Source organism: Pyxidicoccus caerfyrddinensis (assembly GCF_010894405.1).
Taxonomy (GTDB): Bacteria; Myxococcota; Myxococcia; order Myxococcales; family Myxococcaceae; genus Myxococcus; species Myxococcus caerfyrddinensis.
This window is the reverse complement of the sequence record NZ_JAAIYA010000015.1, coordinates 86,242-105,323: the sequence shown is the minus strand read 5'-3', so window position 1 is coordinate 105,323 and position 19,082 is coordinate 86,242. Positions and strand designations below refer to the sequence as shown.

Here is a 19,082-nt window from a genome sequence, read left to right as displayed (position 1 = left end):
AGACTGTCGTCGGCTGCTCCATCTACGACTTGAATGAGGGCGGCGTCGTCAACGGCATCGTCCCCATCGGCCGGCCCATCGCCAACACCGCGCTGTACGTCCTCGACGCTCAGCTCCAGCCGGTGCCACTCGGCGTCGTGGGCGAGCTGTTCATCGGCGGCCAGGGCGTGGCTCGCGGCTACCTGCGCCGCCCGGAGCTCACCGCCGAGCGCTTCATCCCTGACGCCTTCAGCACCACGCCCGGCGCCCGCATGTACCGCACGGGAGACCTCGCGCGCTGGCAGGACTCCGGCGAGCTGGAGTACCTGGGCCGCGCTGACTTCCAGGTGAAGCTGCGCGGCTTCCGCATCGAGCTGGGCGAAGTCGAGTCCGCGCTTCGCGCCCACCCGGATGTCGGCGACGCGGTGGCCGTGGTGCGCGAGGACGGCGCCGCGGGCCCCAGGCTCATCGCCTACGTCGTGCCCACCGAAGGCCTCACCCCAGACGCCCAGTCCCTGCGCGCCTTCCTGTCCGAGCGACTGCCTGAGTTCATGGTGCCCTCGGCCCTCGTCGTGCTCCAGGCCCTGCCACTGACGCCCAACGGCAAGGTGGACCGCAAGGCCCTGCCCGCTCCGGACGCCTCCCAGACTTCGGCCCCTGAGTACCTCGCGCCGCGCACGCCCACCGAGACACTGCTGGCGGACCTCTGGGGCCAGCTACTGGGCGTCCCCCGCGTCGGTGCCAACGACAACTTCTTCGAGCTCGGCGGCCACTCCCTGCTCGCCACTCAAGTCGTCTCGCGCCTCCGCTCGCTCTTCAGCGTCGAGCTGTCCCTGCGGGAGCTGTTCTCCCATCCCACCCTCGCCCAGCTCGCCCAGCGGGTGGAGGCCAGTCGCAGAGACGCGCAGGGCCTGGCGCAGCCTCCGCTCCTCCCCGCTCCTCGCACGGATGCGCTGCCCCTCTCTTTCGCCCAGCAGCGGTTGTGGTTCATCGACCAGCTGGAGCCAGGCAGTCCCCTCTACAGCATCCCCATGGCGCTGCGCCTGGAGGGCATCCTGGACTCGAGCGCGCTGGAGCGTGCTCTGGCCGGAGTGGTGCGCCGTCACGAAGCCCTGCGCACCACCTTCGCCTCTCGCGACGGCCAGCCCGTTCAGCGCATCCGCGCCAGCGACGACTTCACCCTGGCCCGAGTAGACCTGACGCACCTTTCTCCGGTGCAACGGGAGGAAGAGTCCCAGCGGCTGGCGCGTGAAGAAGCACTCCGCCCCTTCAATCTCGCCACCGGCCCGCTGCTGCGCGCCACGCTGCTGCTCCTGGACGCTGACGCGCACGTGCTGCTGCTCAACATGCACCACATCGTCTCCGACGGCTGGTCCATGGGTGTGCTCGTGCGCGAGGTGGCCGCGCTCTACTCCGGCGCCTCGCTGCCGCCGCTGCCCGTGCAGTACGCCGACTACTCCGTCTGGCAGCGCGGCTGGCTCCAGGGCGAAGCCCTCGATGCGCAGCTCTCCTGGTGGCGTGAGCACCTCCACGGCGCGCCTCGGTTGCTGGAGCTGCCTGCCGACTTCCCGCGTCCCGCTGTCCAGGGTGTCCGCGGCAGCCTGCTCACGCGCGTGCTGCCGCGCGGACTTGCCGATTCGCTCCAGGCCCTCTGCCGCCGCGAGGGCACCACCCTCTTCATGGGCCTGCTCGCCGGCTTCGAGGTGGTCCTCTCGCGGTACTCGGGGCAGGAAGACTTCGTCATCGGCACGGACATCGCCAACCGCAACCGGGCGGAGACCGAGGGGCTCATCGGCTTCTTCATCAACCAGCTCGCGCTGCGTGCGCGGTTGGATGGGAACCCGACCTTCCGCGAGCTGCTCGGCCGCGTGCGCGACACCACGCTGGGGGCCTATGCCCACCAGGACCTGCCCTTCGAGGAATTGGTCAAGGTCCTCAATCCCGAGCGCAGCCTGGGCCATGCGCCCGTCTTCCAGGTGAAGCTGGTCCTCCAGAACCAGCCCGCCTCCGAGTTGAAGGTCCCCGGACTGACGCTGCGCACGGAGGGCCCCAGCACCAGCGTCTCACGCCTGGACCTCACCCTCTTCGTCGTCCAGACCGCGCAGGGCCTGACCTGCGCCTGCGAGTACCGCACGGACCTCTTCGAGGCGGCCACCATCGACCGGATGGTGCGGCACCTCGGCACGGTGTTGGAGCACGCGGCGGCGCGGCCCGAAGCGCCGGTGTCCAGCCTCCCGCTGCTGTCCCCCGAAGAGCAGCGCCAGCTTCTGGTGGAGTGGAACGCCACCGCCCGCGACTTCCCCCGCGACACCTGCGCCCACTTCCTCTTCGAGGCCCAGGCACGGCACACGCCGGATGCCATCGCCCTGCGCTTCGGCCAGGACTCTCTCACCTACCGGGAGCTGGACGTTCGCGCCAACCAGCTCGCTCACCACCTGCGCGTCCAGGGCATCGGCCCCGACACCCTCGTCGCGCTCCACCTGGAGCGCTCAATCGAGCTGGTCGTCGCCATCTTCGGCGTCCTCAAGGCCGGAGGTGCCTTCCTCCCACTGGACCCCAGCTACCCCGCCGAGCGCCTTGGCTACATGCTCTCCGACTCGGCGGCTCCGGTGGTGGTCACCGTGGAGCGTCTTGCGGACGAGCTGCCCTCACGAGGTGAGCTCTATGTGCTGCTGGACGCGGATGCGCCGCTGCTCGCGCGGCAGCCCCAGACGCCTCCTGCGTCCACGGTGACGGCAGAGAACCTCGCCTACGTCCTCTACACCTCCGGCAGCACCGGCCGCCCCAAGGGCGTCATGGTGATGCACCGCGGCCTCGTCCACTATCTCCACTGGGCGCTTCGCGAGTACCGCGTCTCTCAGGGGCAGAGTGCCCCGGTCCACACCTCCGTCGCCTTCGACGCCACCCTCACCAGCCTCCTCACTCCCCTGCTCGCTGGCGGGGAAGTGCACCTGTTGCCTTCAGGCAAGGACCTTGAGGCCCTCGCGGACTCTCTGCGCGAGCATCACCACGGCCTCGTCAAGCTCACCCCCGCCCACCTCCAGGTGCTGCTGGACCTGATGCTGCCGGAGGAGTTGGCCCGGCTGGAGGGCGCCTTCGTCGTCGGCGGCGAAGCCCTGCCTCCCGCAACCGTGGAACGCTGGCAACGCCTCGCCCCTCGCGTCCGCCTCGTCAACGAGTACGGCCCCACAGAGACTGTCGTCGGCTGCTCCATCTACGACTTGAATGAGGGCGGCGTCGTCAACGGCATCGTCCCCATTGGCCGGCCCATCGCCAACACCGCACTGTACGTCCTGGACGCCCAGCTCCAGCCGGTGCCACTCGGCGTCGTGGGCGAGCTGTTCATCGGCGGCCAGGGCGTGGCGCGCGGCTACCTGCGCCGTCCGGAGCTCACCGCCGAGCGCTTCATCCCCGACGCCTTCAGCTCCGAGCCCGGTACTCGCCTCTACCGCACGGGAGACCGGGCGCGATTCCTGTCGGACGGCAACCTCGACTTCCTCGGCCGCCGTGACGGGCAGGTGAAGCTGCGCGGCTTCCGCATCGAGCTGGGTGAAATCGAAGCCGCGTTGCGCGCCCACCCAGACGTTGGCCACGCGGTGGCCGTGGTGCGTGAAGACGGCGCCGCGGGCCCCAGGCTCGTCGCCTATGTCGTGCCCTCGGCGGAAGCCGTGGACATCCGCGCGCTGCGCGAGTTCCTCTCCCGGCGGCTGCCCGAGTTCATGGTGCCGTCGGCCTTCGCCGTGCTCCAGGCCCTGCCGCTGACGCCCAACGGCAAGGTGGACCGCAAGGCCCTGCCTGCTCCGGACTCAGCACAGCCAGCGGCTTCCGAACACCTCGCGCCACGCACCCCCACCGAGACGCTGCTGGCCGACCTCTGGGTCCAGTTGCTGGGCGTTCCCCGTGTCGGCGCCAACGACGACTTCTTCGAGCTGGGCGGGCACTCCCTGCTCGCCACCCAGGTCGTCTCGCGCATCCGCTCGCTCTTCGGTGTCGAGCTGTCCCTGCGCGAGCTGTTCTCCCATCCCACCCTGGCTCAGCTCGCCTTGCGGGTGGAGGAGAGTCGCAGGGAGGCCCGGGGCCCGGAGCTGCCCCCGCTCGTCCCGGTGCCTCGCACCGGAGAACTGCCCCTCTCCTTCGCCCAGCAGCGCCTGTGGATCATCGACCAACTGGAGCCCAACGCCTCCACGTACAACCTGCCCGCGGCGCTGCGCCTGGAGGGCGTGCTGGACTCGGATGCGCTGGAGCGCGCCCTCGCCGAAGTGGTGCACCGTCACGAGGCCCTGCGGACCACCTTCGCCTCTCGCGGCGGTCAGCCCATTCAGCTCATCCAGGCCGGCGCCGACTTCGCACTGGCGCGGTTGGACCTGACGCACCTTCCTCCGCCGCAACGGGACGAAGAGGCCCGGCGACTGGCTCGCGAAGACGCCCTCCGCCCCTTCAACCTCGCCGCCGGCCCGCTGCTGCGCGGCACGCTGCTACGCCTGGACGCTGACGTGCACGTGCTGCTGCTCAACATGCACCACGTCGTCTCCGACGGTTGGTCCATGGGTGTGCTCGTGCGCGAGGTCGTCGCCCTCTACTCCGGCGCCTCGCTGCCGCCGCTCCCCGTGCAGTACGCCGATTACGCCATCTGGCAGCGAGGCTGGCTCCAGGGCGAGGTGCTGGAGGCCCAGCTCGGCTACTGGAAGCAGCAGCTCGCGGATGCTCCCGCGCTCCTGGAGCTGCCCACCGACAAGCCCCGCCCTCCCGTCCAGTCCTTCCAGGGCGGCATCGTTCCATTCACGCTCTCCCGTGACTTCTCGGACGAGCTGCGGGCCGCGTGTCAGCGACACGGCGTGACGCCGTTCATGTTCCTGCTCGCGGCCTTCCAGGTGCTGCTGCACCGCTACTCCGGACAGGAGGACATCGTCGTCGGCTCGCCCATCGCCGGCCGCAACCGCGCGGAGACCGAAGGGCTCATCGGCTTCTTCGTCAACACCCTCGTCCTGCGCTCCCGCATGGCCCCGGGGGAGTCGTTCCTCTCGCTGTTGCAGCACGTCCGCGAGACCACCCTGGACGCCTACGAGCACCAGGATGTGCCCTTCGAGAAGCTCGTCGAGGAACTCCGCCCCGAGCGCAGCCTCAGCTACTCGCCGCTGTTCCAGGTCATGTGCTCCCTCCAGAACGTGCCTCGGGAAGCGCTGGAGCTGCAGGGGCTGCGACTGAGTTCCGTGGAGTTCGATGACGCCCCCGCGAAGTTCGACCTGGACCTCACCCTGGCGGAGTCTCCCCAGGGCCTCAGCGGCGCGCTCCTCTACGCCACCGCGCTCTTCGAGCCCTCGACCGCGGCCCGCATGGTGGAGCACCTGCGCACGCTGTTGCACGCCGCCGTGGCCAGGCCCGAGCAGCGCCTCTCCTCGCTGCCGCTGATGGACGAGGCCGAGCTGCGCCGGGTGCTCGTGGAGTGGAACGACACCGCCTCGGAGTTCCCGGCGGACGTCAGCGTCCACCATCTCTTCTCTGCTCACGCCGCGCTCACGCCTGACGCCCTCGCCGCGGTTGCGGACGCGGGCTCGCTCACCTACGCCGAGCTCGACGCGCGCTCCAGCCTGCTGGCCACGCACCTGCGCCAGCTCGGCGTGCGTCCCGGCTCGCTCGTCGCCGTCTGCATGGAGCGCGCGCTGGAATTGCCCGTGGCGCTCCTCGGCGTGCTCAAGGCGGGTGGCGCCTACGTGCCGCTGGACCCGGCCTACCCGCGTGAGCGCCTGACCTTCATGCTCCAGGACGCCGCCGCCCCGGTGCTGCTCACCCAGCGCCACCTCCAGGGGCTACTGCCCGAAGGCCCCAACGTCTTCTGCGTCGACTCCGACCTCCGCGACTCGCCGGTCGCTCCGGCGACTGCCGTGCCGCCGGAGAGCGCCGCCTACGTCATCTACACCTCGGGCAGCACCGGCAGGCCCAAGGGCACCGTCATCTCGCACCGCTCCCTCGCCAACCACGCCTCGTGGATGCGCTCCATGTACGGCCTGGGCCCGGGAGAGCGGACGCTCCAGCGCACCGCGCTGAGCTTCGACGTCTCCGTCGCCGAGCTCTTCTCCGCCCTCCTCAACGGCGCCACCGTAGTGCTGGCCCCGCCGGAGGCCCATCGCGATGCCGCCGTCCTGCTCGCGAGCCTCGTGCACCACGACGTCACCGTGCTCCAGCTGGTGCCCTCGCACCTGCGCGTGCTGCTGGACGAGCCCGCCCTGCGCAATGCCACGCGGCTTCGCTGGCTCATCGCCGGTGGTGAGGCACTGCCCGCGGACGTGCCTCCCCGTGTGCGCGAGGTGCTGCCGCACGTGTGTCTGCACAACAGCTACGGCCCCACCGAGGCCACCATCGACGCCACCTGGTGGCACGTGGAGGACGCGTTCTCCGGACCCGTGGCGCCCATTGGCCGGCCCATGGCCAACACGCAGACCTACGTCCTGGATGCGGCCATGCAGCCGGTGCCCACCGGAGTGCCCGGCGAGCTGTACCTGGGCGGAGTGGGCCTCGCCTGGGGCTATCTGCACCGGCCTGACCTCACAGCGGAGCGCTTCGTCCCCCACCCGTTCAGCGCCGAGCCCGGAGCGCGCCTGTACCGCACCGGAGACAAGGTGCGCTGGCGGGCGGACGGCACGCTCGACTTCATCGGCCGCATCGACTCCCAGGTGAAGCTGCGCGGCCTGCGCATCGAGCTGGGGGAAATCGAATCCGCGCTGCGCTCCCACCCGAGCGTCGCGGACGCGGTGACGCTGGTGCGCGAGGACGGAGCCGGACCCAGGCTCGTGGCCTACATCGTGCCCACCGAGGGCCCCACTCCAGACACCCAGGCCTTGCGCACCTTCATGTCGGAGCGGCTGCCCGAGTTCATGGTGCCCTCGGCGCTCGTCGTGCTCCCGGTCCTGCCACTGCTGCCCAATGGCAAGGTGGACCGAAAGGCCCTGCCCGCTCCAGACGCCCCGCAGCGCGACACCGCCGACTTCGCCGAGCCGCGCACGCCCGAGGAGAAGACCCTGGCCACCCTCTGGGCGGAGCTGCTCGGCGTGCCCCGCGTCGGGCTGCGCGACAACTTCTTCGAGCTGGGCGGCGACTCCATCCTCTCCATCCAGCTCGTCTCCCGCGCGCGTCAGGCCGGCCTGCACCTGGCCGCCAACCACATCTTCCAGCACCAGACGCTGGAGGCCCTGGCGCGCATGGTGAAGCGCGAAGCCCACGTCCAGGCCGAGCAGGGCCTGGTGCGGGGCACCGTGCCGCTGACGCCCATCCAGCTCGCCTTCTTCGAGCAGCCGCCCGCGCTGCCGCACCACTACAACCAGGCCGTCCTCCTCGCCGCGCGCGGGGCGGTGGATGTGCCATGCGTGGAGCAGGCGCTCCAGGCGCTGGTGGCCCACCACGACTCGCTGCGCCTGCGCTTCGCGTGTGGAGCGGACGGCGTGTGGCGGCAGGAGCTCGCAGGCCTCGAAGCCTCCGTACGACTGGAGCAGGTGGACCTGTCCCCCATCCCCGAGGCCGACCAGGCCCAGGCCATGGAGGCCGAGGCCACGCGCGTCCAGGCCAGCCTCCACCTGGACGAGGGCCTGCTGCTGCGCGCCGCCCTCTTCCACTTCGGCCCGGACCGGGCGCCCCGGCTGCTGCTGGCCATCCACCACCTCGCCGTCGACGGTGTCTCCTGGCGCATCCTGCTGGAGGACCTGGCCACGGCCTACGCACAGCTCCAGCGCGGCCAGCCGGTGGCGCTGCCGCCCAAGTCCACCTCCTTCAAGGCATGGGCGGAGAAGCTCCAGGTCTTCGCGCGCTCGGAGGAAGTGGCGCGCGAGCTGCCCTATTGGGTGGAGCAGGGCCGCGCGCGGGAGCCCGCGCTTCCGGTGGACCTGCCGGGGGTCGGCAACTCCTTGGCCACGGCTCGCGTGGTGAGGGTGTCGCTGGAGGCGGACGAGACGCGCCTGCTGTTACAGGAGACTCCGGCCGCCTGGCGCGCGCACATCAATGACGTGCTGCTGGCGGCACTGGTGGAAGGTCTGACGCAGTGGACGGGCCAGCCCCGGCTGCGCGTGGAGCTGGAGGGCCACGGCCGCGAAGCCCTCTTCGATGACGTGGACCTGTCCCGCGCCGTGGGCTGGTTCACCACCACGTACCCGGTGGTGCTGGACGTCTCCGGCGCCGCCACTCCGGGCGACCGGCTGCGCGCGGTGCGGGACTCACTGCGCCGCCTGCCCCGGCGAGGCATTGGCTACGGACTGCTGCGCCATCTGGCGGGCGACGCTGCGCAGGGACTCCGCGAGGCTCCGCAGGCACAGGTGGTCTTCAACTACCTGGGCCAGTTCGACCAGCTCGGAGGAACCCAGGGCCCCGGCGCCACGCCGCCGCCCTTCGTCCCGGCGCGCGGGTCCACGGGCGCACTGCGCAGTCCAACAGGCGAGCGGAGCCACCTGCTGGAAGTCGATGGCTACGTCTTCGAAGGCCGGCTGACGCTGGGGTGGACGTACAACGCGGCCCTGCACCGCGAGGACACCCTCCAGGCCCTGGCCGCGCGCTGCCTGTCCGCGCTGCGGCAGCTCATCTCCACGCGGGCCACCGACGACGTGCGTCGCTACACCCCCACCGACTTCCCCCTGGCGGGGCTGGAGCAATCCACCCTCCAGCGACTGCTCCCCGCGGGCCTTCCCGTGGAGGACCTCTACCCGCTGTCTCCGTTGCAGCAGGGCATGCTCTTCCACACGCTGGCGGAGCCCGCCTCTGGCGTCTACGTCTGCCAGCTCGCGTGGACGTTTGGCGGCACCGTGGACATGACCGCCTTCCGGCGCGCCTGGGAGGCCGCCGTGGAGCGCCATCCCCTGCTGCGCACCTCCTTCCTCTGGGACGGACTCGAAGAGCCCCTGCAGCAGGTCCACCCCGGCGCTCCCCTGCCGTGGGAAGAGCATGACTGGCGCGACGTGTCCGACGTGGAGCAGCGGGCGCGCTTCGACGCCCTCGTGACGGAGGACAAGACGCGCGGGTTCGACCTGCGCCGGCCGCCCCTGTCGCGACTGACGGTGGTGCGCCTGGGCGAGCGCACCTGGCGCGTCCTCTGGAGTCATCACCATCTGCTGCTGGACGGCTGGAGCCTGGGCCTGCTCCTCCAGGACCTCTTCGCCGCCTACGGCGAGGTGCGCGCGGGCCGGACGCCGCCCAGGGGCCAGGCCCTGTCCTTCCGCGACTACATCGCATGGCTGCGCAGCCAACCCGTGGAGCGCACCGAGGCGTACTGGCGCGAGGCCCTCCGAGGCTTCACCGCCCCCACGCCCCTGCCCGGCCTGCTGTCCGGCAGGCCCGGGGTGGCGACCTCGCGCGAGGAGCTGCATGCGTCGCTGTCCGCTGAAGCCACCACGGCGCTCCAGTCCTTCGTCCGCCAGCACCAGCTCACGCCCAACGACGTGGTGCAGGCGGCCTGGGCCCTGGCCCTGTCGCGCCACACGGGCGAGGACGACGTCCTCTTCGGAGCCACCACCTCCGGCCGCTCCGCGGAACTGCCCGGCATCGACCGCGCCGTGGGCATGTTCATCAACACGCTGCCCGTGCGCATCCGCGTGGACGAGGACGCGCGCGTCCTGCCGTGGCTGAAGGAGCTGCACGCGCGGCAGGTGGAGCAGCGCCAGCACGAGCACTCCGCGCTGGTGCGCATCCAGGGGTGGAGCGACGTGCCGCGCGGCACCCCACTGTTCCAGTCGCTGTTCGTCTTCGAGAACTACCCCGTCGACGCCGCCGTGAAGTCGGCCCATGCCGAGCTGGGCATCCGGGACGTCACCACGCACGAGCAGACCGACATGCCGCTGCTGGCCACCAGCGTCCCCGGCACGCGGCTGGGGCTCCACCTGACGTACGAGCCGGCACGCTTCGAGGCGCACCACCTGGAGCAACTGCTGAAGCACTGGGCCGTGGCGCTGGAGGCGCTGGTGTCCCGGCCCGACAGCCGGCTGGGCGACGTGTCGCTCCTGTCCGACGAGGAGCGCCGTCAGGTGCTGGTGGAGTGGAACGCCACCGCCGCCCGGCTTCCGAGCGGGTCGCCCCTGCACGAAGCCGTCTCGCACGTGGCGGCGCGGCTCCCCGACAACGTCGCCGTCGAGCTTGGTGACGCACAGCTCACCTACCGCCAGCTCGACGCGCGCGCCAACCTGCTGGCAACGCACCTGCGTCAGTCGGGCGTGCGCTCGGGCACCCTCGTCGCCGTCTGCATGGAGCGCGCGCTGGAGCTGCCCATCGCCCTCCTCGGTATCCTCAAGGCCGGCGGCGCCTACGTCCCGCTGGACCCGAGCTACCCGCGCGAGCGCCTGGCCTTCATGCTCCAGGACACCGCCGCCCCGGTGTTGCTCACCCAGCAGCACCTGCGCGGCCTCCTCCCCGAAGGCCCGTCCGTGGTGTGCCTCGACTCCGGGTGGGGCGGTGACGGCAGTGCGAGCGCGCCGAGCGTCCAGGTGCCTTTGGAGAGCCCCGCCTACGTCATCTACACGTCGGGCAGCACCGGCCAGCCCAAGGGGGCCGTCATCCCCCACGGCGCCCTCGCCAACCACATGGCGTGGCTGCTCTCCACCTTCGGCCTCTCCGCGGAGGACCGGGTGCTGCAGAAGACGCCGCTGAGCTTCGATGCCTCCGTCTGGGAGTGCTGGGCCCCGCTGCTGGTGGGCGCCCCGCTCGTCCTCGCTCCGCCCGAAGCCCATCGGGCCCCGGCTGAACTGCTGGCCTGCGTCGCACAGCAGCGCATCACCGTGCTCCAGGTGGTGCCCTCCATGCTTCGCTTCATGCTGGAGGAGGAGGGGCTGCGCACCGCCACGCACCTGCGCTGGCTGTTCTGCGGCGGCGAGGCCTTGGCCTCCGAACTATCCCCGCGCCTGCGCGCCGTCCTGCCCGAGGTCCGCCTCGTCAACCTCTACGGCCCCACCGAAGTCACTATCGACGCCACCTTCGCCCAGGCCACGGGCGAGGAGTCTGGCCTCACCATTCCCATCGGCAGCCCCGTCGCCAACACCCAGACGTATGTGCTCGACACGCGCATGCAGCCGGTGCCCACCGGGGTGCCCGGTGAGCTGTACCTGGGCGGCGTGCAGCTCGCCCACGGCTACCTGCACCGGCCGCACCTCACCGCCGAGCGCTTCGTCCCCCACCCGTTCAACGCCGAGCCCGGTGCGCGCCTGTACCGCACCGGCGACAAGGTGCGGTGGAAGGCGGACGGCACGCTCGACTACCTGGGCCGCATCGACTTCCAGGTGAAGCTGCGCGGCCAGCGCATCGAGCTCGGCGAAATCGAGGCCGCCCTCAAGCAGCGGCCCGGCGTACGCGATGCCACGGTCCTGGCTCGCGAAGACGTGCCGGGCCAGCAACGGCTGGTCGCCTACGTCGTGACGACCCTCGACACGGCGGCCCTCTCCGCCGCGCTCGCGACGAGCCTGCCCGAGTACATGCAGCCCTCGGCATTCGTGGTGCTGGAGGCCCTGCCCCTCACACCCAACGGCAAGCTGGACCGCAAGGCCCTGCCGGCGCCCGACGCCTCGCGGAATGAACGTTCCTTCCACCCGCCCGCCACGCGCGTCGAGCGGGAGCTGGCCCTGCTCTGGCAAACCCTGCTGCGCGTGGAGTGCGTGGGGCAGGACGACAGCTTCTTCGCCCTGGGCGGACACTCCCTGCTCGCCACCCAGCTCGTCTCCCGGGTCCGCGCCGCCTTCGGCGTCGAGCTCCCGCTGCGCGCCGTCTTCGATGCGCCCACCCTCTCCGGACTGGCCCGGGGCATCGACACGGCCAGGGCGGAGCAGGTGCCCGCGGCTCCGGCCATGGTGCGCGTGCAGCGCACGGGCGGAAGGCCGCTTTCCTTCGCCCAGCGGCGCCTGTGGTTCATCGATCAGCTCGAGCCCGGCAGCGCCGCCTACAACATCCCTTCCGCCCTGCGCATGTCGGGCGTGCTGGACGTGACGGCCCTGGAGCACGGCTTCCGGGCACTCATCGAGCGCCACGAGTCCCTGCGCACCACCTTCGGCCTCGAGGACGGCGGGCCGGTGCAGCGCATCCACCCGAGCCCGGGCTTCTCGCTGCCCATCGTGGACCTCGGCACGCTGCCCACCGAGGCGCGTGAGGCCGAGGCCCACCGCCGGGCCACCGAAGAGGCACTGAGCCCGTTCGACCTCACCCGGGGCCCCCAGCTGCGCGCGGCACTGCTGCGCCTGGACACGACGGAGCACGTGCTGCTGGTGACGATGCACCACATCGTCTCCGACGGCTGGTCTTCCGGCGTGCTCGTGCGGGAGCTGGCGGAGCTGTATTCGGCGTGGACCACCGGGACGGAGGCGAGCCTGCCGCCGCTGCCGGTGCAGTACGCCGACTTCGCGGAATGGCAGCAGTCGTGGTTGCGGGGCGAGGTGCTGGAGCGGCAACTGGGGTACTGGCGCGAGCAGCTCTCCGGCGCGGCTCCCGTGCTGGAGTTGCCCACCGACAAGCCCCGTCCCGCCGTCCAGTCCCACCGCGGCGCGTGGCAGCCGGTGCAGCTCTCCGCTCCCGTGTCGGAGGCGCTCCTGGCCCTCTGCCAGCGCGAGGGCGCCACGCCCTTCATGGCCCTGCTCGCCCTCTGGCAGGTGCTGCTGTCGCGCTACTCCGGCCAGGACGACGTCTCGGTCGGCTCGCCCATCGCCGGCCGCACCCGCGCGGAGACGGAAGGGCTCATCGGCTTCTTCGTCAACACGCTGGTGCTGCGCACCCAGGTGGACCCGCGCGCCACCTTCCGCGAGCTGCTCGCGAAGGTACGCGCCACCACGCTGGGTTCCTACGAGCACCAGGACGTGCCCTTCGAGAAGCTCGTCGAGGAGCTGCGGCCCCAGCGCAGCCTGAGTCACTCTCCGCTGTTCCAGGTGATGCTCGTCCTGCAGAACGCTCCGACGGCCACCTTGGAGGTAAAGGGCAGCACGCCACTGAGCCTGAAGTCCTTCGAGTCTGGCGCTCAGGCCACCAACTTCGACCTGACACTCTCGCTGACGCAGCGGCCCGAGGGACTCGGCGGCGAGCTGAGCTACCGCACGGACCTGTTCGAGCCGGACACCATCGCCCGCATGGTGGAGCACTTCACCACGCTGGTGCAGGCCGCCGTGTCCGCGCCGGAGACGCGAGTGGGTGAATTGCCCCTGCTGCCTGCCTCCGAGCGCCAGCAGTTGCTCATGCGCTGGAATGACACCCGCCAGGAGCTGGACTGGGATGGCGCGCTGCATGAGCGCTTCGAGGTGCAGGCCGCACGCACGCCGGACGCGCTGGCCTTCCTCGATGACTCCGCTTCGCTGTCCTTCGCGCAGCTCAACCGCCGCGTCAACCCGCTGGCCCGCTGGCTGCGCTCTCGCGGCGTCGGCCCCGAGGTGCGCGTCGCCATCTACATGGAGCGCGGCGTGGACATGGTCGTGGCCGTCCTCGCCATCCTCAAGGCCGGCGGCGCCTACGTCCCCATGGACCCGGCTTACCCGCGCGAGCGCCTCGCCTTCATGCTCCAGGACTGCGGTGCGCGACTGGTCCTCTCCCAGCGACATCTGGAGTCGCAGCTCGAAGGCACGTCAGTGGAAGCAGTGCACCTGGACGGCAGGGCCGTGCAGGAGCAGCTCTCGCGTGAGTCCGACGCCAACCCGCCGCACGTCACCTCGCCCGAGAACCTCGCCTACGTCATCTACACCTCCGGCTCCACCGGCCGCCCCAAGGGCGCCATGGTTCAGCACGCCTCGTTGAGGAACCTGCGTGCCGCGCTGGCTTCGTCGGTCCATGCAGGGACCGAGCGCCCGATGCGCGTCGGCATCAACTCGCCGCTGGCCTTCGACGCCTCGGTGCAGGGACTCATCCAGGTGGCCGACGGCCATGCCCTGTGCATCGTGCCCCAGGCCGCTCGCGAGGACGCCGCGCTGTTCAAGGCGTGGGTGGAGAAGCACCAGGTCGACGCCCTCGACTGCTCGCCCTCGCACCTGCGCCTGCTGCTGGAAGAGGGCCTCGCGGCCTCCAGGCCGCTGCGCGTGCTGGTGGGCGGTGAAGCCGTGGACGAAGCGCTGTGGGCGAAGTTGTCGGCCCACCCCTTCGTCCAGGGCTTCAACGTCTATGGCCCCACCGAGTGCACCGTGGAATGCACCGCCCGCGCCATTCGCGGCGCATCCCGGCCCACGCTGGGCGGGCCGCTGGCCAACATGCAGGTGTACGTCCTCGACGAGCGCATGCAGCCGATGCCCATCGGCGTCCCCGGTGAACTCTTCATCGGCGGCGCGGGCGTGGGGCGCGGCTACCTCGGCCGGCCCGAGCTCTCCGCCGAGAAGTTCGTTCCCGACCCGTTTGGAAGTACTCCGGGCGGCCGCCTCTACCGCACCGGTGACAAGGTGCGGTGGCTGGCCCATGGAGAGGTGGAGTTCCTCGGCCGCATCGACTTCCAGGTGAAGCTGCGCGGCTTCCGGATTGAGTTGGGCGAAATCGAAGCCGCGCTGGAGCAGGTGCCTCACGTCAGCCGCGCCGTGGTGCTCGCGCGCGAGGACGTGCCCGGCAACCCGCGCCTCGTCGCCTACCTCGTCACGCCCGAGGACCTCGCCCTCGATACGGCAGAGCTCCGCACCGCGCTGCTGCGCTCGCTGCCCGAGTACATGGTGCCCTCCGCCTTCGTCTTCCTGGCGGCCCTGCCCCTCAACACCCACGACAAGCTGGACCGCAAGGCCCTGCCCGCTCCCGACGCGGAAGCCAACGCCACCTTCGTCGCCCCGCGCACTCCCACCGAGACGCGGCTCGCCTCCATCTGGGCGGAAGTGCTCCACCTCGAGAAGGTGAGCGTCACCGACGACTTCTTCACCCTCGGCGGCCACTCGCTGCTGGCCACGCAGGTCGTCTCCCGGATGCGCCGTGCCTTCGAGGTGGAGCTGCCCGTGCGCGCCCTCTTCGAGGCGCCCACCATCGCCGCGCTCGCCCCTCGCGTGGAATCCGCCCGCCAATCACACCCCAGCGAGCAGCTCCCTCCGCTGGTGTCCGTGCCGCGCACCGGCCTGCTGCCGCTGTCCTTCGCCCAGCAGCGCCTCTGGTTCCTCGACCAGCTCCAACCCGGCAGCGCCTCCTACAACCTGCCCACCGCGGTGCGCCTGACGGGAGCCCTGGACTTGACCGCGCTGGAGCGTGGCCTCGGTGCGCTCATCGAGCGTCAGGAGTCCCTGCGCACCACCTTCACCCTGCGCGGCGAGGAGCCCGTCCAGGTCATCCACCCGGCCTGCGACTTCCCGCTGCCCCTGGTGGACCTGGGCGACGTGGCGGAGGACCTGCGTGAAACCGAGGCTCGCCAACTGGCGGAAGCCGAGGCAACGCGGCCGTTCGACCTGGCCCATGGGCCGCTCCTCCGCGCCACGCTGCTGCGGCTGACACCCGACGAGCACGTCCTGCTGCTGACGATGCACCACATCGTCTCCGACGGCTGGTCCATGGGCGTGCTCGTCCGCGAGCTGGCCGCCCTGTACCAGGCCGCCGCATCCGGTGAGCCACCGCGCCTCACGCCGCTGCCCATCCAGTACGCCGACTACACCGCGTGGCAGCGAGGCTGGCTGCGCGGAGATGTGCTCGACACCTGGCTCGGCTACTGGAAGCAGCAGCTCGCCGGTGCGCCGCATGCCCTGGAGCTGCCCACCGACAGGCCGCGTCCCGCCGTGCAGACCTTCCACGGCGCGACACACGATTTCTCGCTGTCGCCCGAGCTGTCCCGCGGCCTCGAAGCCCTCGCCCGCGAGCACCAGGCCACCCTCTTCATGGTGCTGCTGGCGGGCTTCAAGGCGCTGCTGCACCGGTACTCGGGACAGGAGGACGTCGTCGTCGGCTCGCCCATCGCCGGCCGCAACCGCGCGGAGACGGAGGGGCTCATCGGCTTCTTCGTCAACACCCTCGCCCTGCGCTCCCGCGTCTTGGGCACGGACTCGTTCGACTCGCTCCTGGAGCAGGTGAAGACGACCACCCTGGGTGCCTACGAGCACCAGGACGTGCCCTTCGAGAAGCTGGTGGAGGTGCTCCGCCCCGAGCGCGACCTGAGCCGCACGCCACTCTTCCAGGTCGTCTTCACCCTGCAGAACCTGCCCGACACCCGGCTATCGCTGCCGGGGCTCACGCTCTCCACGCTGGAGACGGGAGGCGACGTCGCCAAGTTCGACCTCATGCTGTCCATGCAGCAAGGCACCGAGTGCCTGCACGGTGCGCTGAACTACAACACCGACCTGTTCGACGCGGCCACCATCGCCCGGATGACGGACCACCTGCGCACGCTGCTGGAGGCTGTCTGCCTCCGCCCGGCATGGCCCCTCTCCGCGCTGCCGCTGATGGACGAGGCCGAGCGGCGGCGGGTGCTGGTGGAGTGGAACGACACCGCCGCGCCCTTTCCCGCTGACGCCGGCCTCCACTCGCTCTTCGAGGCCCAGGCACGGCGCACTCCGGACGCCGTGGCACTGCGCTTCGGCCAGGACGCCCTGAGCTACCGCGCGCTGGACTCGCGGGCCAACCAGCTCGCGCACCACCTGCGCGCGCTGGACGTGCGTCCGGGCGCGTGCGTCGGCCTGTGCGTGGAGCGCTCGTTGGAGCTCGTCATCGGCATGCTCGGCATCCTCAAGGCCGGCGCGGCCTACGTGCCGGTGGAGGCGCACCAACCGCCGGAGCGTCTCGACTGGATGCTGCGCGAGTCGGGAGCCTGCGTGCTCCTCACGCAGCAGGCCCTGCCGATCACGACGTTCGACGGGCACCGCGTCCTGCTGGACGTCGAGTGGAACGCCATTGCCTCGCGGCCCGTCACATCCCTCACCGTGGAGACCAGAGGAGAGGCGATGGCGTACGTCATGTTCACCTCGGGCAGCACCGGCCGCCCCAAGGGCGTGTGCGTGCCCCACCGAGGCGTGACGCGGCTGGTACTCGGCAGCGACTTCATGCGCTTCGGCTCCGATGAAGTCGTTCTCCAACTCGCCCCGGCGGCCTTCGACGCCTCCACGCTGGAGGTCTGGGGCGCGCTGCTGCACGGCGCGACGTTGGTGCTCGCGCCTTCGGGAGCGCTCTCCCTCAATGAAATCGGCGAGCTGCTGTCGCGCGAGGGCATCACCACCCTGTGGCTCACCGCGGCCCTCTTCGAGCAGATGGTGCTGCACCAGGGCGAGGCGCTGGCCCGCGTGCGCCAGGTGCTCGCGGGCGGTGACGTGCTGCCCGTGCAGCGCGTGCGTGAGCACCTCTCGCGACTGCCTCCGGGCGCCGTGCTCATCAACGGCTACGGCCCCACGGAGAACACCACCTTCTCCGCCACGCACACGCTGCGGGCCGGGGAGGAGCCGGGCCGCTCGGTCCCCATCGGCCGGCCGCTGTCCAACTCCACCGCATACGTGCTGGACGCGTCGCTCCAGCCGGTGCCACCGGGCGTGCCCGGTGAGCTGTACGTGGGCGGAGCCGGCCTCGCCTGGGGCTACCTCCACCGAGCGGACCTCTCGGCAGAGCGCTTCGTACCCCACCCCTTCTCCTCCACCCCCGGCGCGCGGCTGTACCGCACCGGCGACAAGGTGCGCTGGAGCGAGGACGGCACGTTGGAGTTCCTCGGCCGCGTCGACTTCCAGGTGAAGCTGCGCGGCTTCCGCATCGAGCCGGGCGAGGTGGAGTCGGTGCTCCGCCAGGCTCCGGGTGTCGAGGAGGCCGTGGTGGTGGTCCGCGAGGACGTGCCCGGCGACAAGCGCCTGGTGGCGTACGTGGCCTCCTCGCACGACGCAGTGGACGCCACGGCCCTGCGTGCCTTCGTCCAGCGGACGCTGCCGGACTACATGGTGCCCTCCGCCTTCATGGTGCTGGACGCCCTGCCCCTCAACGCCAACGGCAAGATGGACCGCAAGGCGCTGCCCGCGCCGGACGCGCCCATGTCCACCTCCGAGTACGTGGCTCCGCGCACCCCGCTGGAGGCACGGCTCGCGGAGAGCTTCGCCAGCGTCCTGCGCGTTCCACGCGTGGGCCTCACCGACGACTTCTTCGCGCTGGGAGGCCACTCGCTGCTGGCCGTGCAATTGGTGGCCCGGCTCCGCGAGAGCACCGGCGTCGCGGTGCCGGTCTCCGCCCTCTTCCAGGGCTCCACCGTCGAGCGGCTGGCCCGGTGGCTGGAGCAGCGACGCGATGGCACGACGCCCCCGACGCCCAACCTGACGAGGCTGGACTCGAACGGCTCCACCCGGCGTCCCCTCTTCCTCATCCATGGCGGCGGAGGCGGAGTGCTCGGCTACTCGGAGCTGGTCCGCCACTGTGGCGCGGAGTTGCCCGTGTACGGACTGCAGGCCCCGGGACTGGAGGGTGGGGAACTACCTCCCGCGTCCGTCGAGACCCTCGCGGACCACTACCTGCGCCAGGTGCGCGCCGTGCAACCCCACGGACCCTACCTGCTGGGAGGTTGGTCCTTCGGCGGGCTCGTGGCGTACGAGATGGCACGCCAGCTCCAGGACGCGGGGGAGCGGGTGGAGCTGCTCGCGCTGCTCGACACCGGAGCCCCCGCGCTCCAGCCGCCACCGGATGTACTCACCGAGCTGGCCACCTTCAGCGCGGTGCTGGGCCTGCCATGGTGGGAGCTGCCGCTGGACCGGGAGCGGCTCCTCCACCTCCAAGGTCGTGAGCAGCGGGCCTACCTCTTGGAACAGGTGCGGCGCTGGAAGCCGGGTGCGCTGGAGCTGGACATCGAAGCCCTGGAGCGGCTCTTCGCCGTCTTCCAGCGCCTCTTCGAGGCACGCCGCACCTACCTGCCAGGTCCCTACGCGGGGCCCACGCTCCTCGTCCGGGCCGCCACGCCGCCCCAGGGTGAGCCTCGCGCCGCGGACCTGGGCTGGGGCCCCTGGCTCACCGGTGATTTCACGGTGGTTGAAACACCGGGCGACCATTTCTCGCTGCTCAATGCCTCTCACGCGCCCTACGTGGCGGAGCGGCTGATTCACTGGCTGAGAAATCTGGAACGCGGCGCCGCGTAACAGGCTCGTGTCCCAATCTCACGGGGAGTACTGGCAGGCGAGCGTGGGGGGGATGTTGTAGAGGCCTTCCTGCCTACGTCATATGGCCGTTGAAGTGCCCGACCGGGTACTTCCCACGTGCCCGCACGATAA

1 protein-coding gene is annotated in these 19,082 nt (G+C 71.1%); it reads left to right on the top strand.

Going from position 1 to position 19,082, the window contains the following annotated elements:
* The coding region (locus G4D86_RS31790) for a non-ribosomal peptide synthetase (protein ID WP_163997844.1) at positions 1-18,950 on the top strand (18,950 nt) is incomplete at its 5' end.
* Positions 18,951-19,082 lie beyond the last annotated feature (132 nt).